The 22,937-nt window shown below is 74.3% G+C and carries 23 protein-coding genes; 7 read left to right on the top strand and 16 right to left on the bottom strand.

Annotated elements, in window-relative coordinates; translation table 11 throughout:
• The first annotated feature begins 109 nt into the window (after positions 1-109).
• Positions 110-502, top strand: coding sequence for a response regulator (locus ACFPFQ_RS33170; RefSeq protein WP_379625998.1), 393 nt, complete (start codon positions 110-112; stop codon positions 500-502).
• Positions 503-515: 13 nt separating this feature from the next.
• Here the strand turns inward: ACFPFQ_RS33170 and ACFPFQ_RS33165 are convergent, their stop codons facing one another.
• The 4 genes from ACFPFQ_RS33165 to ligD all read right to left on the bottom strand — a co-directional run bounded on the left by ACFPFQ_RS33165 (position 516) and on the right by ligD (position 6,282).
• Positions 516-2,861 (bottom strand): ABC transporter permease, encoded by a 2,346-nt coding sequence (locus tag ACFPFQ_RS33165; protein WP_379626033.1) that lies wholly within the window; start codon positions 2,859-2,861, stop codon positions 516-518.
• A gap of 12 nt (positions 2,862-2,873) precedes the next feature.
• Positions 2,874-4,454, bottom strand: coding sequence for a GAF domain-containing sensor histidine kinase (locus tag ACFPFQ_RS33160; protein WP_379625996.1), 1,581 nt, complete (start codon positions 4,452-4,454; stop codon positions 2,874-2,876).
• Positions 4,451-5,176, bottom strand: a complete 726-nt coding sequence (locus ACFPFQ_RS33155) for an ABC transporter ATP-binding protein (RefSeq protein WP_379625994.1) — start codon at positions 5,174-5,176, stop codon at positions 4,451-4,453. The genes ACFPFQ_RS33160 and ACFPFQ_RS33155 overlap by 4 nt, the downstream gene beginning before the upstream one ends.
• Before the next feature lie 62 nt (positions 5,177-5,238).
• The gene (ligD, locus tag ACFPFQ_RS33150) at positions 5,239-6,282 is read right to left on the bottom strand and encodes a non-homologous end-joining DNA ligase (protein ID WP_379625992.1); all 1,044 of its coding nucleotides are present in this window, start codon (positions 6,280-6,282) and stop codon (positions 5,239-5,241) included.
• A gap of 149 nt (positions 6,283-6,431) precedes the next feature.
• Between ligD and ACFPFQ_RS33145 the strand changes: the two genes are divergently transcribed.
• From ACFPFQ_RS33145 to msrB, 3 genes are all read left to right on the top strand, one after another.
• Complete coding sequence (locus ACFPFQ_RS33145; protein WP_379625990.1) at positions 6,432-7,136, top strand: TetR/AcrR family transcriptional regulator; 705 nt, start codon at positions 6,432-6,434, stop codon at positions 7,134-7,136.
• A gap of 22 nt (positions 7,137-7,158) precedes the next feature.
• A complete protein-coding gene (locus ACFPFQ_RS33140; RefSeq protein ID WP_379625988.1) occupies positions 7,159-7,464 on the top strand; it encodes a hypothetical protein in 306 nt (101 codons plus the stop codon).
• Between the two features lie 79 nt (positions 7,465-7,543).
• A complete protein-coding gene (gene msrB, locus ACFPFQ_RS33135) occupies positions 7,544-7,981 on the top strand; it encodes a peptide-methionine (R)-S-oxide reductase MsrB (protein ID WP_379625986.1) in 438 nt (145 codons plus the stop codon).
• Here the strand turns inward: msrB and ACFPFQ_RS33130 are convergent.
• The 5 genes from ACFPFQ_RS33130 to hemE are packed head-to-tail and all read right to left on the bottom strand — an operon-like array spanning position 7,974 to position 11,894.
• Positions 7,974-8,369, bottom strand: a complete 396-nt coding sequence (locus ACFPFQ_RS33130) for a type II toxin-antitoxin system VapC family toxin (RefSeq protein ID WP_379625984.1) — start codon at positions 8,367-8,369, stop codon at positions 7,974-7,976. The two genes, msrB and ACFPFQ_RS33130, sit on opposite strands and share 8 nt — an antisense overlap.
• Positions 8,369-8,611, bottom strand: coding sequence for a FitA-like ribbon-helix-helix domain-containing protein (locus tag ACFPFQ_RS33125; RefSeq protein ID WP_379625982.1), 243 nt, complete (start codon positions 8,609-8,611; stop codon positions 8,369-8,371). Before ACFPFQ_RS33125 ends, ACFPFQ_RS33130 begins: the two co-directional genes overlap by 1 nt.
• A gap of 33 nt (positions 8,612-8,644) precedes the next feature.
• Positions 8,645-9,340, bottom strand: coding sequence for a hydrogen peroxide-dependent heme synthase (gene hemQ, locus ACFPFQ_RS33120; protein ID WP_379625980.1), 696 nt, complete (start codon positions 9,338-9,340; stop codon positions 8,645-8,647).
• A complete protein-coding gene (gene hemG / locus ACFPFQ_RS33115; RefSeq protein WP_379625979.1) occupies positions 9,313-10,827 on the bottom strand; it encodes a protoporphyrinogen oxidase in 1,515 nt (504 codons plus the stop codon). Before hemG ends, hemQ begins: the two co-directional genes overlap by 28 nt.
• Entirely contained in the window at positions 10,824-11,894 is a 1,071-nt protein-coding gene (hemE, locus tag ACFPFQ_RS33110; protein WP_379625977.1) for a uroporphyrinogen decarboxylase, read from the bottom strand. Before hemE ends, hemG begins: the two co-directional genes overlap by 4 nt.
• A gap of 117 nt (positions 11,895-12,011) precedes the next feature.
• Between hemE and ACFPFQ_RS33105 the strand changes: the two genes are divergently transcribed.
• The 3 genes from ACFPFQ_RS33105 to ACFPFQ_RS33095 all read left to right on the top strand — a co-directional run bounded on the left by ACFPFQ_RS33105 (position 12,012) and on the right by ACFPFQ_RS33095 (position 14,820).
• Positions 12,012-12,617 carry a DUF3000 domain-containing protein gene (locus ACFPFQ_RS33105; protein ID WP_379625976.1) on the top strand — a complete coding sequence of 202 codons (606 nt, stop codon included), beginning with the start codon at positions 12,012-12,014 and terminating at the stop codon, positions 12,615-12,617.
• Positions 12,618-12,925: 308 nt separating this feature from the next.
• The gene (locus ACFPFQ_RS33100; protein ID WP_379626031.1) at positions 12,926-13,579 is read left to right on the top strand and encodes a LuxR C-terminal-related transcriptional regulator; all 654 of its coding nucleotides are present in this window, start codon (positions 12,926-12,928) and stop codon (positions 13,577-13,579) included.
• Complete coding sequence (locus ACFPFQ_RS33095; protein WP_379626029.1) at positions 13,576-14,820, top strand: HRDC domain-containing protein; 1,245 nt, start codon at positions 13,576-13,578, stop codon at positions 14,818-14,820. The genes ACFPFQ_RS33100 and ACFPFQ_RS33095 overlap by 4 nt, the downstream gene beginning before the upstream one ends.
• Before the next feature lie 184 nt (positions 14,821-15,004).
• Here the strand turns inward: ACFPFQ_RS33095 and ACFPFQ_RS33090 are convergent, their stop codons facing one another.
• From ACFPFQ_RS33090 to ACFPFQ_RS33060, 7 genes are all read right to left on the bottom strand, one after another.
• Positions 15,005-16,087, bottom strand: a complete 1,083-nt coding sequence (locus ACFPFQ_RS33090) for a sensor histidine kinase (protein WP_379626028.1) — start codon at positions 16,085-16,087, stop codon at positions 15,005-15,007.
• Positions 16,088-16,124: 37 nt separating this feature from the next.
• Entirely contained in the window at positions 16,125-16,790 is a 666-nt protein-coding gene (locus ACFPFQ_RS33085; protein ID WP_379625974.1) for a response regulator transcription factor, read from the bottom strand.
• Positions 16,790-18,718, bottom strand: a complete 1,929-nt coding sequence (gene dxs, locus ACFPFQ_RS33080) for a 1-deoxy-D-xylulose-5-phosphate synthase (RefSeq protein WP_379625972.1) — start codon at positions 18,716-18,718, stop codon at positions 16,790-16,792. The genes ACFPFQ_RS33085 and dxs overlap by 1 nt, the downstream gene beginning before the upstream one ends.
• A gap of 108 nt (positions 18,719-18,826) precedes the next feature.
• Entirely contained in the window at positions 18,827-20,128 is a 1,302-nt protein-coding gene (locus ACFPFQ_RS33075; protein WP_379625970.1) for a sensor domain-containing diguanylate cyclase, read from the bottom strand.
• Positions 20,129-20,233: 105 nt separating this feature from the next.
• Positions 20,234-21,634 (bottom strand): MFS transporter, encoded by a 1,401-nt coding sequence (locus tag ACFPFQ_RS33070; RefSeq protein ID WP_379625968.1) that lies wholly within the window; start codon positions 21,632-21,634, stop codon positions 20,234-20,236.
• 155 nt (positions 21,635-21,789) lie between these two features.
• Entirely contained in the window at positions 21,790-22,422 is a 633-nt protein-coding gene (locus ACFPFQ_RS33065; protein WP_379625967.1) for a histidine phosphatase family protein, read from the bottom strand.
• Between the two features lie 9 nt (positions 22,423-22,431).
• Positions 22,432-22,857 (bottom strand): HIT family protein, encoded by a 426-nt coding sequence (locus tag ACFPFQ_RS33060; RefSeq protein WP_379625965.1) that lies wholly within the window; start codon positions 22,855-22,857, stop codon positions 22,432-22,434.
• Between the last annotated feature and the right edge of the window lie 80 nt (positions 22,858-22,937).

Below are 22,937 nucleotides of genomic sequence, written 5' to 3'. Positions count from 1 at the left end.
GGTCGGCCACGAGGGCAGCACCCAGCCGACGGGGGTGGGGCCAGTACCACCCCGCAGGTGCGGGCGGGCGCACTGGTCGCCCGTGCCCGCGCAGGCCACACTGGACGTCGTGGACGGGGATCCGGTGCGGCTGCTGGTGGTGGACGACCAGCCCGCCTTCCGCGCCGTCGTCGCCAGGGTGCTCGCCCGGCTGCCCGGTTTCGAGCTCGCCGGCGAGGCCGGTTCCGGGGAGGAAGCCGTCACCGCCGCGGGTGTCCTCCGCCCCGACATGGTGCTGATGGACGTCCACCTGCCCGGGATCGACGGCATCGAGGCCGCGGCCGGGGTCGTCCGGATCGCGCCCGGCACCGTGGTGGTGCTCTGCTCCACCTACGACATCGACGACCTCGCGGTACCGGCAGGCGCGAGCGGCGTCGCCGGGTACCTGAACAAGGAGGCGCTGAGCACGGACGCGCTGCGCGAGCTCTGGGAGCAGCTGGGTCCGACCGTCGCCACCACCTGAGCGCGCCCGGGGCTCAGGCCTCCACCAGCAGCGTCGCCGTGGAGCGCCGCTCGGTGCGCAGCGCGGGCGCCGTGGCCACCAGCACCGCAGCCAGCAGCACCGCCGGGATGATCACTGCCAGCAGGCCGACCGGAACGACGATGCCGGTGCCCACCCCCGTCGCCGACGCCACCTGCCACCACAGCACGCGGCCGAGCCCGATCCCGATCGGCACGCCCAGCAGCAACGCCGGGGCCACCGTGACGGCCGCCAACGCGGCCAGCGTCGCCCGCACCTGGCCGGGAGTGGCGCCGACGACGGCGAGCACCGCGATCTCCCGCGCGTGCCGGCGCGCCGCGGCCAGCAACGTGTGCACCATCGCCGCGCCCGCCACGACACCGAGTACCGCGGCGAGGACGTCGGGCAGGTAGTGCAGGTCGGCGAGGGTGCGGACCTCGTCGGGCACCGCCCGGCGCACGATCTCGAGCGCGCTGCCCAGCTCGGCCGCGACCGCGTCGGCCGCGCCGGGCACCGCGAGCACCCGCGCGGACACCAGCGGCACGCCGATCGCCAGCTCCCGCAGGCTCCGCACGGGCAGGACGATCCCGTCGCCGAGGTAGCCGCGGTCCTCCGGGTCGGTCGCCTCGATGCCGGTGACGGTCAGGGCCAGCGGGCCACCGTCGCGCCCCACGACCGTCAGTACGTCGCCCACCCCGATCCCGGCGGCCGCGGCCAGGTGCGGGCCGATCGCCACCTCCCCGTCGGTCCGGGGCTCGCGCCCGGTCACGAGCTGCGACGGGAACGTGCCGGAGCGGGGCTCGCGAGCGACCGCCCCCACGGTGCTGCTGTCAGTGGAACCGGCGAGCTGCACCGACGCGCTGAACCCGACATCCACGGCCGCGACCCGCGGGTCGGCGACGAGCCGCTCGATGTCGGCGGCACGAGCGTCGACGAGCGTGAGATCGGCCGCCTGCCCGTAGCGTGCGGGCTCGTCGACGAGCCGGTCGAGGCTCGCGCCGAACACCAGCGCGCCGACGATCCCGGCGACAGCGGCCGTCGAGGCGAGCAGCGGCACCACACCCGGCAGCCCGGCCCGGCCCCGGGCGGCCAGCCGGATCCCGACGAGCAGCGCCGGGCGACGACCACGCCAGGTCATGCCGAGCGGACGGTCGGTCCGCGCCCGGCGGTGGCCGGTCCGGCCGGCTGCCGCGGCCGCTGCGCCCGCGACGGCGAGGAACAGCAGCGCCACCCCGACGCCGGCGACGGCGGCCAGCGCCCACGGCCCGCGGAAGCCCGGCGTCGGTTCGAACCGCGACAGGCTGCCCAGCGGCTCCACCCACCCCGCAGCGATCGCCCCGGCCACCGCGACGGCCCCGCAGCCGAGCGCGGCGGGCCCGGCCGCGACGACGCGTGCGGCGACCCGCTCCGCCGCGGTCATCCCGAGTGCCGACTCGACGCGCTGGGTCGCCCGGCCCGCCGCGTGCCTGCGGAGCAGTCCCTGCCCGACCACGAGCAGCCCGCCGCCGCCCAGCACGACCGCGAAGATCGCCAGGCTCGCGACCGTGGTCCGCACGGCGGCCTCGATCGCCGGGTCGACGGCCGCCCGGGGCAGCTCCGCGAAGGGGGCGAGGTACTTCGCGGCGATCGAGGGCGAGAGCGTCCGCACGGCTTGCTGGAAGGCGGCGTCGAAGGCCGCCGCGGCACCCGGGGCGTCGGTGAGCCGGACGAACACCGCGGTCGCCGGCGCGCCGGCCGCGTACCTCCTGCCGAACGCGGGTGTCGTCAGCGCCTGCGACAGCGCGCCGCCCCAGGCCGGCATGCGGCCGATCCCCACCACCCGCAGCGACACGCTGGGCCCGTCGGGCTCTCCGAAGCCGACGTCGAACGCCGCGAACTCCGCGAGCGTCAGCAGCTTCATCGGCAGCTCGTCGCCGACCCGCAGGCCGCTCTGCTCGGCGAGCGGTTCCCCGATCAGCACCTCGTCGGGAGCCGCCGGATCCGGGGCGCGCCCGGCCACCACCACCGGCCGGACGACGTCCGAGCCCGGGTCGGCAGCCGCCGCGAACGACAGGTACTGCACGCGGGGCCCGAGCACCTGGCCGACCCAGCCCGGGGCAGTGACGACGTGGTCCACGCCCGCCATGCGCGAGACGGCGGCAGCCAGCTCCGGCTGGTCGGCCGCCACCATGACCCGCGCGTCGTCGAGCGCCACGGCGTCGACGAGCCGCGAGTACGCCGTGGCCGTGCGCTCGGCGATGCCGCCCGCACCCGACACCACGCCGCCGACCAGCCCGAACAGCACCGCCAGCAGCAGGAGGCCGCGACCGCCGCGCCTGCGCTCGGTCCGCGCGACGGCCAGCACCCCGGCCCACCGCCGCATCCCGGACACGCGTCAGACCGCTGCCACGGGCAGCCGCCCGGCCACGACGGTGCCCGCGCCGGGCGTCGAACGCAGCTCCACGGTGCCGCCGATCGCACCGACCCGGTCGGACATGTTCTGCAGGCCCGTCCCCGACCCCGCAGACGCGATGTCGAAGCCGGGGCCGTCGTCGGCCACCTCGAAGCGCAGCGCCCCGGACCCGTCCCGGCCCAGCGTGACCACGACCGCGGCGCCCGCCGCGTGCTTCGCGGCGTTCTGCAGCGCCTCGACGCAGCAGAAGTACACCGCGGACTGCACGGGCTCCGGCAGCTCCCCCACGCCACCGGTGTCGGTCACCGTCACGGCGAGCGGGCTGCGCTTCGCCGCGGCCCGCAGCGCCGTCACGAGCCCGGCATCGCGCAGCAGCGGCGGGTAGATCCCGTGCGCGAGCTCGCGCAGCGTCCGGACGGCGTCGCGGATGCCGGTGTCGAGCTCGTCGAGCAGCGCCAGGTCCGGCCCGGCCCCGGGCGGCACGTCGCGCAGGAGCCGCAACCCGACGGCCAGCGCGACCAGGTGCTGCTGCGCCCCGTCGTGCAGGTCACGCTCGATCCGCCTGCGCTCGGCGTCGGCCGTGGTGACCAGGCGCGTCCGGGACGCCTGCAGCGCGGCGTTGCTGCGGCGCAGATCGGCCAGCGTCGCCTGCAGCGCCTCGTCGAGCGCCCGGTTGCGCAGCACGATCCCCAGCCGGCGCGCGACCTCGGCGAGCATCCGCTCGTCGGCGGCCGAGAACGCGACGGCGTCGGCGGGCCGCTCCACCAGGAGCAGGCCCAGCGTGCGGCCGCCGTGCACGGCGGGGGCGATCCGCAGCTGCGGCGCCGGGCCGTCCGACGGCGACACCATCCGCGGCAGCCACTCGCGCAGCCATCCGTTGCCCGCCACCCCGACCCGGCCCAGCAGCTCGAGCTCGTCCGGGTCGAACCGCAGCGCCGCCCCGCCGTCGCCGCGCGCGGCCGGCACCACGACGCTGTGCCCGGGCCCGGCGTCCTGACCGCCGGACCCGGCATCACCGAACGACCAGATGCGCACGGCGCTGAGATCCCCGTCGCGGCGCATCGACTCGGCCAGCCTGCGCAGCTGCTCCTCGACGCGGGTGTCGGGGCCGGACTGGTCCGCGAACTCGGCCAGCAGCTCGTCGGGCGTGCGGCGGACCCCGCGCAGCGCCGCGCGCGCAGAGCGACCCGCGCGGCGGCCGAGCGGCCCGGACAGCACCGCCACCAGCAGGACGCCCAGCAGCGCGGCGTCGACGAGATCGCGCTGCGTGCCGGCCGGCACCCGGCCGAGCACCAGCAGCATCAGCAGGAGGCCGAGATCCACCGCCACGGCCAGCGCGGCGAAGTCGGCGGCCGCGACGAACACGACAGTGGCGGCCCGGCAGGCCCGGACGCTGCAGCACGCGATCGCGGCCAGCACGAGCGGGGCGAGCACCAGCACCTCGGTGACCGGCAGCGGTGGTCCGCCGCCGAGCAGCCCCGCGCACACCCCGACCGAGGCGATCCCGGCCGCGACGACCAGGCCGGCCAGCAGCAACGTGCGCCGCGCCGGGGCGGCCCTCACCGCGCGTCCCCGGTGATGGCGGCCTCGAACACGCCCGATTCCCCGGCGACCACCCGCCCGTCACGGACGTGCACCTCGCGGTGGGCGCGGGCGGCGACCTCGGGACTGTGGGTGACCATGAGGATCGTCTGGCCCCCGTCGTTGGCGCGGGTGAACAGGTCGAGCACCTCGGCGGCGCCCGCGGAGTCGAGTGCACCGGTCGGCTCGTCGGCGAGCAGCAGCGTGGGCCGGTTGGCCAGTGCCCGGGCGATGGCGACGCGCTGGCGCTGGCCGCCCGAGAGCGCCCCGGGCAGCTCACCGGACTTCTCCAGCATGCCGAGCCGGTCGAGCAGGTCACGGGCCCGCTGGGTGGCCTCGGTGGCGCGGGCTCCGGCGATGAGGGCGGGCAGCGCCACGTTCTCCAGCGCGGACAGGTGCTCGATCAGGTGGAAGAACTGGAACACCAGCCCGATGTGACGGCGGCGCAGCCGGGCCAGCGCGGCCCGCCCGGCACCGTCGACGCGGGCACCCGCCACCTCGATGGTGCCCTCGTCGGAGGGCTCCAGGCCGGCGATCAGGTGCAGCAGCGTCGACTTGCCACTGCCCGAGGGGCCCCGCAACGCCACGAACTCGCCCGGTGCCACGACGAGGTCGACGCCGCGCAGCGCCCGGACCGGCGCGGAGCCGGCGTCGAAGGTCTTCCGCACGCCGCGCAGGGCGAGATCGGGTCGGGATGCGTCCATACGCCGGGAGGGTCGGCCCGGGCCGGGCCGGCGTTAGCGCGAATGTCCGGATCGTGATGTATCTACGGTTCGCCGTCGGGGACCGGGCGGGCCCGGCTGGGCTGCACCCGCATCGGCTCCCCCGGCATCTTCGGGTACTCGGGCGGGTAGGGCAGATCGCCGAGACCGCGGTCGCGCTCGTCGGCGGCGTACCACTCCAGCACGGTCTCCAGGCCGCCGACGGCCTCGTCCATGGCGGCGTGCGGATCGCCGTGCGCCGCGAGCAGGCCCGGCACCGTGCGCACGTCGAAGTCCTCCGGCGTGACGTCGGGCAGCGTCTCCCAGGTGACGGGCATCGACACCGTGGCCCGCGGCCTGCCACGCACCGACCACGCGGAGGCGACGGTGCGATCGCGCGCCGCCTGGTTGTAGTCGAGGAACACCCGCTCGCCGCGCTCCTCCTTCCACCAGTCGACGGTGGCGCGCTCGGGGATGCGCTGCGCGACCCGCCGCGCGATGGCGATGACGGCGTGGCGGACCGCGATGAAATCCCACTCCGGGCGGATCCGGGCGAACACGTGGACGCCGCGCCCGCCCGACGTCTTGGGCCAGCCCACGAGCCCGGCCTCGTCGAGCACCTCGTGCAGCGTGGCCGCCACGACCACGGCGTCGGCGAAATCGGTGCCCGGCTGCGGATCGAGGTCGATGCGCAGCTCGTCGGGCCGGTCGGGATCGTCGCGGCGCACCGGCCACGGGTGGAAGTCGAACGTGCCCATGTTGGCCGCCCAGACGATGACGGCCTGCTCGGTGGGGCACAGCGACTGCGCGGTGCGCCCGCTGGGGAACGTGACCTGCGCCGTCTCCACGTAGTCGGGAGCGCCCTTGGGCAGCCGCTTGGCGTAGAACGGCTCGCCCTCGACGCCGTCGGGATAGCGCTTGAGGTTGGTGGGGCGCAGGTGCAGCACCTTCAGCAGCGGCTCGGCGACCGCGCGGTAGTACTCCACCACCTCGCCCTTGGTGATACCCGGCTCCGGGAACAGCATCCGGTCGGCGCTGGTCAGCCGGACCTCCCGATCCCCGTGCGGGCCGGGGACCGTGAGCAGTGTCGCTGCGCTCTTGCTCGCCACGGGGCCAGACGCTACCGGTTCGGACCGACAGCACCCTGGCGCGGCGTGCCGGTGGGGACCAGTAGTGGTCACCGTGATTTCCGCACGGTAGGGTCCACCGCTACGGTCTGCGACAACCGTTACCACAACCGTGACGACGAGGAGGTCGGGTGGCGGACGGGACGGGAAAGGCCCGCCGAGGCTATGCGGGGGTTCCCGCGGCCCAGCGTAGCGCCGAGCGTCGCCAGCAGATGCTCTCGGCGGCGCTGGAGCTGTTCACCTCGCGCGGCTTCCAGCACACCAAGATCGTGGAGATCTGCACGCTGGCCGGGGTGTCCACGCGCAACTTCTACGAGGAGTTCCGCGGCGGCAAGGAGCACCTGCTGCTGATCCTGCACGACCACATCAACTCCCTCGCCATGCAGCGGGTCACCGGGGCCCGCGACCGGCTCTCCGACACCGACCCGGTCCGGCGGATCTCCGCGCTGCTCGACGTCTTCGTCGGGGCGATCACCTCCGACCCGCGCCTGCCGCGCCTCAACTACGTCGAGGCCGTCGGCGTGTCCGCCCAGCTGGAGCGCCAGCACCAGGAGTGGGTCATCCGGTGGGCCGACTTCATCGAGGCCGAGGCCGACCTCGCGGCCCGCCAGGGGGTGGCACCGGTCCGCGACTTCGGTCTCACCGCGATCGGGCTCGTCGGCGCCGCCACCGGCCTGTTGCGCGAATGGCAGGCCCACGATCCGCCGCTGGCCGCCGCCGCGATCGGCGCCGAGCTGCGCGGTCTCATGCTGGCCGCGATCACCCGCCCCCTCCTGCAGGAGGCCCCGTCGCACCCGACCCGTGACGTCTCGGCCTCCGAACAGCTGACCGGCTAGTGGTGACCACTATGCTCGGCGAGTGCCCGAACGCCCCGAACCGGACCTTCCGGACTGGTCCCGGCAGTTCGACGACGAGCTGCTCGGGCTCGACCCGGACGATCCGGAGGCGCAGGCGTTCGCCGCCCACCTCGACCACATGCAGCAGACGCGGCCCGCGTTCACGGTCGAGGGCTACCTCCACGGCATCGGCGACTTCGCCGACTCCGCCAACCGGGCCGAGGGCGGCCGCCGGTGGGGCGCGGTGCTCGTCGTGGTGCTGCTGCTCATCGGGGTCGCCTGGGTGGTGTGGAAGGCGTTGGCCTTCGTCGTGCTCACCTGGCTGTGAACCGCACGGGAATGACGGCCCGCGAACGCGTCGGCCGATCCGCTGCGGTACCGGCCCACACCGACATAGGCTGGAACGCATGGATCCCGTGACCGAACCCGCCGCCAAGGTGGTCAAGACCGACGCCGAGTGGCGCGCGGAGCTCTCCCCCGCCGAGTACCAGGTGCTGCGCCAGGCCGCCACCGAGCGCCCCTTCGCCGGCGAGTACACCGACACCAAGACCCAGGGCGTCTACGCGTGCCGCGCCTGCGGCGCCGAGCTGTTCCGCAGCGACACGAAGTTCGACTCGCACTGCGGCTGGCCCTCGTTCTTCACCCCGCTCGCCGGCGACGCCGTCATCGAGCGCGTCGACATGGAGATGGGCATGAAGCGCACCGAGGTACTGTGCGCCACCTGTCACAGCCACCTCGGCCACGTCTTCGAGGGCGAGGGTTACGGCACCCCCACCGACCTGCGCTACTGCATCAACTCGATCTCGATGCGGCTGCTGCCCGACACCGGCGGCGCCGCTAGCTGATCAGCTCGACCTCGCAGGTGAGCCCGGGCGCCTTCGCCAGCCGGGCGTCGGCGGTGAGCAGCGGGATACCCAGCCGCGCGGCGAGCGCGACGTAGAGGGCGTCGTAGTAGGTGATGGTGTGGCGCAGCGCCCACGCCGCGAACGCGAGCGGCCCGTGCGGATAGCGCTCGTTCACCAGAACGTTCAGTGCGAGCAGCGCGGCCTCCGCCGTGGTGGCCTCGAGCGCGGCGCCCGATACCCGTCTTCGCAGGACGCTGCCCACCTCAGCATCGATCAGATGCGGCGCGAAACAGATCTCTCCGACCAGCCTTGCTCGCAGTGCCCGCTCGGGGTCGGAGACACCGGTGAGTGCCGACACCGCAGCAGACGCATCCAGCACGAGTTCCATCAGCGTCGGCGGTCCTCGTCGAGATCGGCGAGAACCTGATCGATCAGCACGCCGCTCCCCCTGTCGCGTTGGAGCAACTGCTCCAGCTCAGCGAGCATGGCGGCTCGACGCTTGCGAATCCGAGCCATCTCGACCACCTGCGCCCGCATGTAGGCCTGCAGCGACTGACCGGCGTCGTGCGCCTGCTGACGAATGTCGTCGTAGGCGTCATCGGGGATGTCACGAATCTGGATCGTGGCCATGCCCCGAGTTTAGCGCTGATTCAGCGCTACTCCTCAGGGCAGCCGGGCGATCAGGTCGCCTGCCTGTACCCGCGGGCCGGTGAAGAACGGGATCTCGACGCGCACGTGGCGGCGGGCCTCGGTGGCGCGCAGGTCGCGCATCAGGTCGACGATGCGGTCGAGCTCGTCGGCCTCGAAGGCGAGGATCCACTCGTAGTCGCCCAGCGCGAACGCTGGCACGGTGTTGGCGCGCACGTCGGCGTAGGCGCGGGCCGCCTTGCCGTGGTCGGCCAGCATCGTGCGGCGCTCGGCGTCGGGCAGCAGGTACCAGTCGATCGACCGGACGAACGGGTACACGCAGAGGTAGCCCTTGGGCTCCTCGCCCGCCACGAACGCCGGCACGTGGCTCTTGTTGAACTCGGCGGGCCGGTGCAGCGCCACCTGGCTCCACACGGCGACGCTGGCCCGGCCGAGCGCGGTGGTGCGGCGGAAGTCGGCGTAGGCGCCCTGCAGAGCCTCGACGTTGTCGGCGTGCCACCAGATCATGAAGTCGGCGTCGGCGCGCAGGCCCGCCACGTCGTAGACGCCGCGGACCACCACGCCCTTGCCCTCGAGCGCGTCGAGGAACTCGGTGATCTCGCCGGCCGCAGCGGCCCGGTCGTCGCCGAGCCGTCCGGGTTCGACGCGGAACACCGACCACATCGTGTAGCGGATGGTGTTGTTCAGCTCGGCGTAGTCGAGGCGTGCCATGTGCCTATCGTGCCACTCGCCGTCAGATCCGCGACGAGACGCTCCGCACCCTCCCGCGCGGTACCCACGCACGCCGGCACGCCGACGCCGTGCAGCGCCGAGCCTGCCACCGCGAGACCGGCGGGCAACCCGCCCTCGAGCGTCGCCACCCGGTCGAGGTGACCGACGCCGTACTGGGGCAGCCCGCCGCCCCACCGTTGCACCACGACCGCGACGGGGTCGGCGGTGACACCGGTGAGCATGGCCAGGTCGGCACGCACCCGCGCCACCAGCTCCGCGTCGTCGACCTGCAGGGTGGGGGCCTCCCCGAACCGGCCCAGCGACGCCCGCAGGCGCACCAGGCCGTCGGGCGCGAGGTGGGCCCACTTGTTCGTGGAGTGCGTGAAGCCCTTGACGGCCAGCGGCTCGTCGGCCGCGATCAGTGCGCCCGAGGTGGGGGGCAGCGTCGCCGCGGCGGCGGGCTCGAACGCCAGCGCCACCACCACCGACGACGCCAGCTCGATCTCGCCCGCCGCCCGCGAGGCCGCGGGCGCGGTGGCGGCCAGCAGCCGCGCCGCGGCCGGGGCAGGGACGGCCAGCAGCACCGCGTCGACGTCGAGGACCTCCGGCGCGGTGGTGGGGCCCAGCGTGAGCCGCCAGCCCCGCTCCCGGCGCTCCAGCGTCCGCACGGTGGTCTGCGTGCGGATGTCGGCGCCGGCGGCGCGGGCGAGCGCGCCCAGCAGCACGCCGTAGCCGCCCCGGATCGCGCCGAAGACCGGTCCGCCTGCCGCTGGACCGCGACCCGGCCCGGTGGCCGCCGGTCCCGACTCGGGGGTCGTTCCCTCCCGACTCGCGGGCCGTTCCATCCCGACTCGCGGGGGTGGGGCCGTGGCGCGGTCCGCCGCAGCCGTCAGGGACGGCGCACCGGCGTCCAGTGCAGCGGCGAGCGCGGGAACGGTGGGACGCAGGCCCAGCGCGTCCACCCGGCCCGCGTAGACCCCGCCCAGCAGCGGGTCGACCAGCCGCGCGGGCAGCTCGGCGCCGAACCGGGTGCGCAGCAGCCTGCCCAGCGCGACGTCGGACCCGGGTTCCCAGCGCAGGGGCGACTCCGGCTCCGCGGCCACCGCGGCCAGGCCGGCCGCCGAGAGCAGCGCGTCGAGCCGCGCGGCACTCGTGGGCACCCCCAGCAGCGTGGCGCCCGGCAGCGGCCCGGTGCGACCGGCTGCGCGGATGGAGGCCGAGGCACCCGTCGGGTGCACGAGCACGTCGTCGAGCCCGAGCTCGGCCAGCAGCGCGGGGATCTCGGGACGGCGGGCCAGGAACGCCTCGGCGCCGACGTCGAAGGGCACGCCGGCCAGGTCGACGGTGCGCAGCACCCCGCCGATGCGGTCGCGCTGCTCCAGCACCGTGATCTGCGCGGCGGGCCCCAGCAGGGTGCGCAGCCGGTGCGCACCGGCGAGGCCGGAGATGCCGGCGCCGACGACGGCGACCCGTACTGCTGGGCTCACGGAGTTCGGGCGTGCACCAGCTCGACGAGGCGCGTCAGCACGTCCGGGTCGGTGTCGGGCAGCACCCCGTGGCCGAGGTTGAACACGTGCCCCGGGGTGCGGCGGCCCTCGTCGAGGATGCGCCGTACCTCGGACTCGATCGAGGCCCGGTCGGCGAACAGGACGGCCGGGTCGAGGTTGCCCTGCACCGGCCGGGTGCCACCGGCGCGGCGTGCGGCGACGTCGAGCGGCACCCGCCAGTCGACGCCCACGACGTCGGCCCCGGCCTCGGCCATGGCACCGAGCAGCTCCCCGGTACCGACCCCGAAGTGGAAGCGCGGGACACCCGCATCGGCCAGCCCGGCCAGTACCCCGGCCGAGTGCGGCAGGACGTACTCGCGGTAGTCACGCTCCGAGAGCGCGCCCGCCCAGGAGTCGAACAGCTGCACGGCATCGACGCCGGCCTCGACCTGCGCCTGCAGGAAGACCGAAGTGATGCCCGCCAGCTTGCGCATCAGCGCGTGCCACAGGTCGGGCTCGGAGCGCATCAGCGCCTTGGTGCGCTCGTGGTTGCGGCTGGGGCCGCCCTCGACGAGGTAGGAGGCCAGCGTGAACGGCGCACCGGCGAACCCGATCAGCGGGGTGTCGCCGAGCTCGCGCAGCAACAGCCCGATGGCGGCCACGATGGGGGCGACCTGCTCGGGCTCGAGATCGGGCAGCCGCTCCACGTCGGCCGCGGTGCGCACGGGCTCGGCCACCACCGGGCCGGTGCCCGCGATGATCTCCACGCCGATGCCCGCCGCGTACAGCGGCACGACGATGTCGCTGTACAGGACGGCCGCGTCGACCCGGTGGCGGCGCACCGGCTGCATCGTGATCTCGCAGACCATCGCGGGGTCGAAGCACGACGGGAGCATCGGGTGGCCCGTGCGCAGCGCGCGGTACTCGGGGAGCGATCGACCGGCCTGGCGCATGAACCACACGGGTACCCGCTCGGGTGCTCCGCCGCGGGCGGCCACGAGCAACGGGGCGGAGTGCAGATCGCGCCGGACGGAAACGGGGGCGGGTGAGGCAGGGTGTGCAGCCATGGCCCGACCATCCTGCCACGCCCGCGCGATGCGCCGAACGGCGGCGGGTCGTCTGGGACGGGCGAGTGCGGCGCGCCTGCCGGTCGACGCCGCGGCGGCAACCTAGAGTCCCCGCTCGTGCCCGACTCGACCGCCCCACCACCAGAGTTCCGGCGCGCTGTTGCCTCGCTCCAGCTGATGCGCCCCCGCCCCGAGCTCCTCGTCGCCCCGCTCGACGCACCGCCCCGGCTCGCGCCGTACACCTGGGCGTTCAGCGTGGAGGCCGACGCCGGCGCCGGACGTGCCGGCGAGCCGGTGCCCGATCTCGACGAGCCCGACACCTCCGGGCGGCTGATCCTGCTGCACGACCCGTCGGGCCAGGATGCCTGGGAGGGCACGTTCCGGCTCGTCTGCTTCATCCAGGCGCGGCTGGAACGCGAGCAGCTCGGCGACGAGATGATGCCCGTGGTGGGCTGGTCGTGGCTCACCGAGGCGCTCGAGCAGAACGGCGCCGAGTACGTGGCGCTCGGCGGCACCGTCACGCAGACGTCCTCGGTGCGCTTCGGCGACATCGCCGGACCGCGCCGCGACGACGACGTCGAGCTGCGCGCGTCCTGGACTCCGACCGGCTCAGCGGACGGCATGGATCTGACCCGCCATGCGGAGGCGTTCTGTCAGCTGGTTGCGTCGGCCGCAGGCCTTCCTCCGGTCGGAGCAGTTTCTCTCGTTCATCGAACGGTCTGAATCCCGGTGTTCACCTGCGACGACGGTGCTCCCAGTGATCACCCGCGTCACTCGGACGAGTGGACGGCGATCGACAACGCTGTAACTTTCACCCGTCCAAGTTCGATCCGATACACGACGTTAGACCGCTTGGGGGGCTACGCTTCCTCGACGACACCTCCTCGGGCGGTAGGGCGACAGCTTCATCCGACCGGGGTTCTGGTGCCGGTCGGGGGGCAAACGACCGACTCCAGGGAGGTAGTGACGTGGCCGTAGTGGGCCAGGGCGCACCAGTGCGCGGCACACCGGGTGCAGTGCTGTCGCCCGCGATGGTCCCGCACCCGCGGGAAGAGCTGTTCTCGGTACTGGTGGTTGACGCCCACCCGTTGCTGCGCGAAGCCATCGCCGCGCGGTTGCGCTCCATGGGCGCGGGAACAGTGTATGAAGCCTCCTCCGTGGCTGAGGCCAGGGCACGAGCACACGCCAACGGGCCGTGTGACCTCGCGATCCTGGATCTCGGTCTCCCCGACGGAAGCGGCCTTGATCTCGTCACGGAGCTTCGTGCGCTCGGCTGGAACCGGCTGGTCGTGCTCGCCTCCTCCGACGACCCCTATGCAGTTCGCTCGGCCTTCCAGGCCGGCGCTCAGGCCTACCTGCTCAAGTCGGCGTCGGCGGCGATCGTCACCGACGGCGTGAAGCGGGTGCTCGACGGCGGTGTCTACGCAGACCCCACTGTCGCGCCGTTACTGGCTACGGGCACCAGAGTGCCGGGCACCGACAACACCCCGCGCGAGCTCTCGGCGCGCGAGGTCGAGGTGCTGCAGCTCGTCGCGGATGGGCAGTCCAACAAGGAGATCGGCGAGGCGCTGAGCCTCTCCGCACTCACCGTCAAGAGCCACCTGTCCCGGATCGGGCGCAAGCTCGGCACGGGTGATCGTGCACAGATGGTGGCATTGGCGATGCGGGCCGGGGTCATCCGCTGACCGAAGAACCACTCGACGACGACAGCGGGGCAGCCGAGCCGGAATCCCCCGCGGCAGTTCCACTGCTGCGGCCGGCCGACGGGCTCCCCGCTGTCGTCGCCGATCCCACCGCGCTGCTGCGCACCGCGGAACAGTTCGCGTCGGGCACGGGCCCGATCGCCGTCGACGCCGAGCGGGCGTCCGGCTTCCGCTACTCGCAACGCGCCTACCTCGTCCAGCTGCGGCGTGCCGGATCCGGCACCGCACTGGTCGATCCCATTCCGCTCGCGAGCGACCTCGCGCCGCTCGCGCCGGCACTGACCGGGCCGGAGTGGGTGCTCCACGCAGCCAACCAGGATCTCGCCTGCCTCGCCGAGGTCGGCCTCGCACCGTCGAAGCTCTTCGACACCGAGCTCGCGGGACGCCTGGCCGGGCTCCCCCGCGTCGGGCTCGGTCCGATGGTCGAGCAGCTGCTCGGGCTGTCGCTGGAGAAGGGGCACGGCGCCGCCGACTGGTCGCGCCGCCCGCTTCCCGAGGACTGGCTCGTCTACGCGGCACTCGACGTCGAGGTGCTCGTCGAGCTGCGTGACGTGCTGGCGGGTGTGCTCGCCGAGCAGGGCAAGCTCGACTGGGCGATGCAGGAGTTCGAGGCCGTGCGCACGGCAGGCCCGCCGGCACCACGTCCCGAGCCGTGGCGTCGCACGTCCGGGATCCACAAGATCCGCAAGGCGCGCCCGCTGGCCATCGTGCGGGCGCTGTGGGAGGCCCGCGACCGGCTCGCCGCCGAGCGCGATATCGCTCCCGGGCGGGTGCTGCCCGACGCCGCGATCGTCGACGCCGCCGTCACCGCTCCGGAGACACCGCAGGCGCTGGCGTCGATGGCGGTCTTCCGGGGCCGATCGCAACGCCGCCTCACCAACTACTGGTTCACCGCTGTCGCGCAGGCGGCCAAGCTCGACGCGGCCGCACTGCCCCACCCGTCACCGCCCAACGACGGGCCACCGCCCGTGGCACGCTGGTCCGACCGCTCGCCCGATGCCGCGGCGCGCCTCGCCGCGGCCCGCGCCGTCCTCGCCGCGGTGGCGCAGCAGTGGACGGTGCCCGTGGAGAACCTGCTGCAGCCCGACCTCCTGCGCCGGCTGTGCTGGACGCCGCCGGTCGACGGTGACGTCGCCGCGACGCTGCGCAAGGGCGGGGCGCGGGAGTGGCAGATCGAGCTGCTGGCCACCCACCTCGAGGTGGCGCTCGCGGCGCACGCCTGAGGCGCGATCGCGGTCGGTGGGCGGCGCGGTTCAATCTGCGCCTCATGGAACCATGTGGCGGTCGAACCCCCCTCAAGAACAGACACACGGTTCCATGAGGCGGCCGGACCCCCCGCCGACAACAACCCCAAGGTCCATGAGGCGCTCCCACCGGCCCGGCCCCCGAACACCAGCAGCCAACCCTTCAGCCCGGCAGCCGCACCGTCACCGACAGCCCCCCACCATCGGACGGTGCCGCCCCCACCGTGCCCCCGTGTGCCGTCACCACGGCCCGCACGATCGACAGGCCCAGCCCAGCACCCGGCACCGCGGCCGTGCGCTCCACGGGCCCGCGGCGGAACGGCTCGAACAGCTCAGCCACCCGCTCCTTCGGGATCTCGGGTCCACCCGACGCCACCCGCAGCTGGGCGCTGCCGTCGACGACCCCGGTGCACACGTCCACCCAGCCGCCGGAGACGTTGTGGCGCACCGCGTTCTCCAGCAGGTTGCCGGCCACGCGTTCCAGCAGCACGGCGTCGCCGCGGGTGGGCGCGGAGGTGGCGCGCACCGTCAGCCGCAGCCCCCGCCTGCCGGCCTCGGCCCGGACGGCGGCCAGCGGCGACACCAGCAGCTCGGCCAGGTCGACGGGCGCGACGTCGGCCAGCTCCGCACCCTCGGTGTGGGCCAGCAGCAGCAGGCCGGCGACCAGCTCGTCGGCACGGCGGGTGGCGTCGCGCACCACCGCGCCCATCCGGCGCAGCTCGGCGACGTCGGCTGCCGGGTCCGACAACGTGACGTCGACCTCGGTGCGCAGCACCGACAGCGGCGTGCGCAGCTCGTGGCTCGCGTTCGCGACGAAGCGGCGTTGCGCGTCGAACGCGGCCTGCAGGCGGTCGAGCATGGCGTCGAAACCGGCGGCGAGCTCGGCGACCTCACCGCGGGCGCCGCGCACGCCGGTGCGGGTGTCGAACGACTCGACCGTGAGCCGCCGTGCCGTCGCGGTGACGGCGTGCAGTGGCCCCAACACGCGGCCCACCAGCCACCACGACACGACACCGGCCGCGATCACGACGAGCGGGAACGCCACCAGCCCCGCCGCGAGCACATCGCCGCGCGCGGCCGCGCCGACGGCCTCCGACAGCTGTTCGGCGGGCACCTCCCGGTCACCGACGCGCACCACGCTGCCCGGCGGGAGCGCCGGGACCGCCCGCGCCACGCCCCCGACCAGCAACCAGCCCAGCCACAGCAGCAGCGCGCTCACCAGCGCGACCAGCGCTGTGCTCACCAGCGTCAGCCGGAGCCGCAGCCCGGACCACACGGTCTCGCTACCCCGCGGCCGGCACCCGGTACCCGGCGCCCACCACGGTCTCGATCACGCCGGGCTCACCGAGCTTCTTGCGCAACGTCATGACCGTGACGCGCACGGTGGTGGTGAACGGGTCGGCGTTCTCGTCCCAAACCCGTTCGAGCAGCTCCTCGCTGCTCACCACCGCACCGCGGGCGGCGAGCAGGACCTCCAGCACGCCGAACTCCTTGCGCGTGAGATCCACGGCCCGCTCGGCGCGCAGCACCGTGCGCTTGGCGGGATCGAGCGCGACGTCGCCCGCCACCAGCAGCGGCGGCACGGCGGGGGTGGCGCGGCGGCCCAGCGCGCGGCAGCGGGCCACGAGCTCCGGGAAGTCGAACGGCTTGGCCAGGTAGTCGTCGGCACCCATGGACAGGCCGTCGACCTTGTCGGCGAGCGTGCCGCTGGCCGTCAGCATGAGCACCCGGGTGGTGGCGCCGGACGCCACGATCTGGGCGCACAGCTCGTCGCCGCCCATCCCGGGCAGGTCGCGGTCGAGCACCACCACGTCGTAGCGCGTGATGGACGACTTCTCGCTGCCGTCGTCGCCGTCGTAGGCGACGTCGACGGCCATGCCCTCCCGGCGCAGCCCGCGGGCGACCGCGTCGGCGAGCGCCTGCTCGTCCTCGACCACGAGCACGCGCATCAGCGGGCCCGTTCGGACGGCTCGGCCACCGGCCGCAGCACCCCGTTGCCGTGTGCGCCCACCGCGGCAGCCCACTCGGTGACCCGCCGCGCCACGTCCTGAGCGGTGAGGCCGGTGGTGGCGAGCAGGTCGGCCCGGTTGCCGTGCTCGAGGAACTCCTGCGGGATCGCGAGATCGCGCTGCGGCACGTCGCACTCGGCGGCGCGCAGCACGTCCGAGAGCGCGGAGCCGAAGCCGCCGTGGCGGCCGCTGTCGGCGACGGTGACCACGAGCCGGTGGGTGCGGGCCAGCGCGACGAGCACCGGCGGCACCGGCAGCACCCAGCGCGGGTCGACGACGGTGACCGCAACGCCCTGCTGCGCCAGTCGCTGCGCGGCCGCGACCCCGAGCTCACCGAAGGCGCCCGCGCAGACCAGCAGCACCGACGGGTGCTCCAGTGCGGGGGGCTCGTGCAGCACGTCGACCCCGCCGACCCGGCGCACGGCCGGGACGGACTCGATCACGGTGCCCTTGGGGAACCGGACGGCGGTGGGACCGTCGCTGACGGCCACCGCCTCGGCGAGCTCCTCGCGCAGCGTTGCCGCATCCCGCGGCGCGGCCACCCGCATGCCCGGGACGACGCCGAGGATCGACAGATCCCACATCCCGTTGTGCGACGGGCCGTCGTTGCCGGTGATACCGGCCCGGTCCAGCACGAACGTGACGGGCCGGTCGTGCAGGGCGACGTCCATCAGCACCTGGTCGAAGGCGCGGTTGAGGAACGTGGAGTAGAGGGCGACGACGGGGTGCAGGCCGGCGTCGGCCAGCCCGGCTGCGGACGTGACCGCATGCTGCTCGGCGATGCCGACGTCGATGCAGCGCTCCGGGAACCGCTCCGCGAACGGCGCGAGCCCGACGGGGCCGAGCATCGCCGCGGTGATCGCGACGACGTCCGGGCGACGGGCCCCCAGCTCGAGCATCTCCTCGGCGAAGATGCTGGTCCAGCCCACCGACGGAGGTGCGGTGGGGAGCCCCGTCTCGGGGTCGAACGCGGCCGGGCCGTGCATCTGGTCGGCCTCGTCGTTCTCGGCGGGCGCGTACCCGGCGCCCTTGCGGGTGACGGCGTGGACGATCACCGGTCCGCCGAAGCGCCGGGCCCGGCGCAGCGCCGACTCCATCGCCGCGACGTCGTGGCCGTCGATCGGCCCGAAGTACTTGAGTCCGAGGTCGGCGAACAGCTCCTGCGGGCTCAGCGCGTCCTTCACGCCCGCCTTGATCGCGTGCATGCCCGCGTAGAGCGCGTCGCCCACCACCGGTGTGCGGCGGATGGCCTGCTTGCCTGCCTCCAGCAGCCGCTCGTAGCCGGGCTGCAGCCGCAGGGACGCGAGCCGGTCGGCGAGCCCGCCGATCGTCGGGGAGTAGGAGCGCCCGTTGTCGTTGACGACGATGACGAGGTTGCGGTCCTTGGCGGCAGCGATGTTGTTCAGCGCTTCCCACGCCATCCCGCCGGTGAGCGCGCCGTCGCCGATCACCGCGACGACGTGGCGGTGCTGGCCGGTGAGCTGGTAGCCCCGCGCGATCCCGTCGGCCCACGACAGCGACGTGGACGCGTGGCTGTTCTCCACGTGGTCGTGGGGGCTCTCCGCCCGGCTCGGGTAGCCCGACAGGCCGCCTGCCTTCTTCAGCCGCTCCCAGCCGTCGTGGCGGCCGGTGAGCATCTTGTGGACGTAGGCCTGGTGCCCGACGTCCCAGATGATCGTGTCCTGCGGTGAGTCGAAGACCCGGTGCAGCGCGATGGTGAGCTCGACGACGCCGAGGTTGGGCCCCAGGTGCCCGCCGGTGCGCGCCACGGCCGCCACCAGCTCGGTGCGGATCTCCGCGGCCAGCCCCGCCAGCTGCTCAGGTGCGAGCGCCTTGAGGTCGTCGGGTCCCCGAACGGATCGCAACACGCGACGACCACTCCCTTGCTCTCCCGCACCCGGATCGGTCACCAACTCAGCTTACGGAAGCGACCGGACGCCGGCTCGGCACGACACCGAACCCTCACACTTGCGCGTTCAGGGCGTGGGCTTGCGCGCAGCGGGGATCTCGACGGGCCCGGCGATCTGCACGAGGTTGCGCCCCCCGCGTTTGGCGGCGTAGAGCGACGCGTCGGCCGTCTTGAGCACCTGTTCGAGCACCGTGCCGTCGGCCGGGACGGTGGCGCCGCCGATCGAGACGGACAACCCGGTGATGGTGAGCATCCCGTCGGGGGTGTCGACCGCCACATCGAGCCGTTCCACCCGCTCGCGCAGTCGCTCCCCGACCATGCGCAGCTCCGCGCGGCCCGCGGCCCCGATCGGCAGATCGGGGAGCATGACGACGAACTCCTCGCCGCCGAACCGGCCGACCAGGTCGTTGTCGCGCACCCCGGCCCGCAGCTCCCCGGCCACGGCGCTGAGCACGTCGTCGCCCGCGAGGTGGCCGTGTGCGTCGTTGACACCCTTGAAGTGGTCGAGATCGAGGATCAGCACCCCGGCGCCGACGCCCATGCGCTGCATCCGCCGCACCGAGCGGCCGGCCTGCAGCTGCCAGGCCGCGGCGTTGAGCAGCCCCGTCTTGGAGTCGGTGCTGGCCACCTCCTCGAGCTGGCGCACCAGCACCGCGCGGTGCAGCACGAGGATGGGCGGCAGCGCGAGCGCGATCAGCCCCGGCGCGGACCCGAGCGCGACGGCCGCCAGCGCGCCCATGCAGAGGGTGGCCACCTCGAGGGCGTTGTCGTCCCAGCGGCCGAGCAGATCCTTGAGGCCCACCGCGCTGCCGCCGCTGCTCACCCCGCTCATCGAGATGGCGAGTGCGACGAGCGCGGTGTTGACGGCCACGTAGAGCAGCACGGCGACCGCGACGCCGACGACCGAGCCGAGGTCCTCGGGACCGTGCGGCAGTCCACCGGCGAACGTGACGACCGTGTGCGCGGCGACGGCCGCGAGCACGACTGTTGCGGTGGTGTAGACGTGGCGGTAGAGCGGGACCTTGGCCGGGCGCCAGACCCGCTGCCACAGGTGCGCGTAGACGGCCACGATCACCGCGGCGGCGAGCGCGGGTGGCAGCAGCAGCGCGGCCGCGAACGTCCAGACCGAGCTGAGGTCGAAGTAGGACGTCTCGGCGGTGCGCCTGCGTACCCGCTCGATGCCCGTGGCGAGCTCCGTGTGCACGATGCTCAGCAGCGTCAGGAAGACGGCGAGCCCGATCTGGGCGGAGGACAGCGGCGCGCGGCCCGCGAGCACCACGACCCCGATCGCCGCGGCCTCCACGGCGATCACGGCGGCGACAGCGGGAACGGGGAGCCTCCAGAGCGCCCAGCCCGGCGCAGCGTCCACGACCGAGTCCCTCCTGCCATGCCACACGGTTGTTGTTTGCGAGGCTAGTGAGGCCCGCCCGGCATGTCAGGGGGGAGGTGATCGCTCATGGGGGTGGTCCTGCGGTCACGATCGGTCACTGTGCGTCAGTGACGGTCGGCCGTTCTCGCAATCCGCCGCTGAGCGGCCGTTCCCCGGCGCCGGGCGGACGACCGCGGGGAACCCCGAGCTCACGGCTCCTTTCGGGAGGCCACCCCCGCCGACCTCCCGGCTCCCCGCGTTCCGGCTCCCGTCCGACCGGTGGGCACCGTGGCGCGCCCGGCTCCAGGCCACCGCGGCGACCAGCGCGAGTACCGATCCCGCGCCCCCGACGAGGGCGATCGCGACGGCGGGACCCCACGCGTCGGCGAACGCCCCGGCGGCGAGCACCGCCAGCCCCTGCGCGGCGATGATGCCCGAGGCCGCCACCCCGATCGCCTGGCCGCGGCCGATGTCGGGCGTCGCCCGCACGAAGCTGGCCTGCGTCTGCAGGAGGTAGGCGGTGGCCAGCATCCCGGACAGGCCCCACAGCACCAGGGTGACCGCGAGGCCGGGCCGCAGCAGGCACGCCACCAGCGGCAGCCCGGCGCCCACGGCGAGCACGCCGACGAGCCGTTCCCGCGTCTCGGGCGGGACGAACCGGACGAACAGCCAGGCACCCAGCACGCTGCCGAGCGGATCGGCCGCCATCAACAGCCCGACGACGGCCGCCCCGGCCCCCAGCTCGGTGGCGTAGGGCGCCGCCAGCGCCTCCGGGACGACGTAGCAGCCCACGATCCACGCGAGCGCGACGAGCGCGCTGCGCCGCGGGTCCCGGACGATCTCGACGAGCCCCGCGACGACCCCCCGCCATCCGGAGGGCCCCTCGGGGTGCCCGTCGGGCGGCACCGGCCGCGGCCGGTCGGTGATGCCGAGCCGGACCACCACGGCCGAGGCCAGGAACGTGGCGGCGTCCGCGAGCAGCGCCACGGACGGGCTGATCGCGGCGACGAGCACGCCACCTGCGGCGAAGCCGGCGAGCTGCGCGGTCTGGGTGGTGATCTGGCGGACGGCGAGCCCGCGTTCGTAGAGGTCCCCGGCCAGCAGCTCCGGCATCAGCGCGCCCTGCGCCGCGGTGTGGGGCGAGCCGAGCAGCACGACGACCACCAGCAGCGCGCACAGGACCCACAACGGCAGGTCCGGCACGGCCATCGCGGCGAGCAACCCGGCGCGCAGCACGTCGCACACGACCATGACCTCGCGGCGCCGGAACCGGTCGGCGAGCCCTGAGAGCAGCACGCCGCCCAGCAGTGCGGGCAGGAACGTCAGCGCGTAGGTGACCGCCGCCCACAGCGCCGATCCCGTGCGCCCGTACACGAGCACCGCCAGCGCCACCCTCGCCAGCTGATCACCCGCCACCGAGAACAGCTCGGCGGCCCAGAGCACCCGGAACTCGGGCACGCCGAAGACCTTCGCCATGCCGCCGCTGCTCGCGCTCCCGCGTCTCATCCCGCGCTTCTCATCCGGCCGTGTCCCCCCTCGACCCGAAAATCCGGCCTGCCAGCCGGGCGTCCACCGACAGTAGGCACCCGTGCGCGCCGGGTCAGCAGAGTCGGGTGCGGCTCAACCGATCGGTGCAGCGCGGCGCCACCGATGACGCTGCGCTACCCGACACCGGCTGTCATGTCGAGCAGGTCGGCCACGTGCTGGGTCTCGTTGACGGTGCGCACCACACGCCGACCATCACGAGCTGCGAGAACGCGCGTGATCCCGGCGTAGTCGAGCGGGAACGCGAGCGGCCGCTCGATGCCGAGCAGGTGCGCGACCCAGGCGTTGACGACGCCCGCGTGCGCCACCACGACGGCCGTGGAGCGGCCCGGATGCGCGGCGATGATCCGTTCCAGCGCCGCGTCGACGCGGGCGGTGAACGCGGGCACGTCGACCGAGGCCGGGAGCAGGCCGGCGAGCATCCGGTCCCACGCGGTCGGATCGAGCGCGGCCATCTCGTGCACCGGCACGTAGTGCGCCGCGTCGGCGTCGTACTCGCGCAGGTCGTGGACGATCTCGGGCTCGCGGCCCAGCGCTGCGGCCAGCGGCGCCGCGGTGGCCCGCGCCCTGGCCAGCGGGCTGCTGTAGAGCGCGTCGACGCCGGTGCCGAGCGCGGCCACCAGTCGCGCGGCCTGCCGCTCCCCCAGCGCGGTGAGCGCGGGATCGGCGGGTCCGACGGCGACGGGACCGCCCTCGGCGGGACCGTGGATGCGTTCCGGCAGGGCGTGGCGGATCAGGACCAGCTGCACGTCAGGCCCTCAGGAGGGGACGTGCGCGCCGTGCCCGGCGTCGCGCAGCGCCGCCCGCAGCGTGTCGCGGTGACCGTCCTGCTCGACCTGGTCCACCGACGGGGCCGCGTTGGCGAAGTCGAACGCCGCCATGTCCCACGCCGGGAACACGTGCACGTGCAGGTGGGGCACCTCGAAACCGGCGACGAGCAGCCCGACGCGCGGGGGCTGCCAGATCGTGCGCACCGCCCCGCCGATGGCGCGCGACACGGCCGTGAGGTGCGCGATCAGCCCGGCATCGGCGTCGATCCACTGGTCGACCTCGGCGCGCGGCACGACCAGCGTGTGGCCCGGCCCGAGCGGGTTGATCGACAGGAAACCGACGGCGCGGTCGTCGGACCAGACGAACCGGCCCGGCAGCTCGCCGTTGATGATCTTCGTGAAGAGGGTGCTCATCGCCGATGAGCCTAGTAGCGTGTCGCCGCTAGTATTCGGACGGGATGCGGTAGATCAGTTGCGGCAGTCTCCCTTTCCCC

It is taken from the genome of Pseudonocardia sp. GCM10023141 (assembly GCF_042653605.1).
Note: the sequence above shows the minus strand (reverse complement) of the source record. Positions and strands in the feature narration are given on the sequence as shown.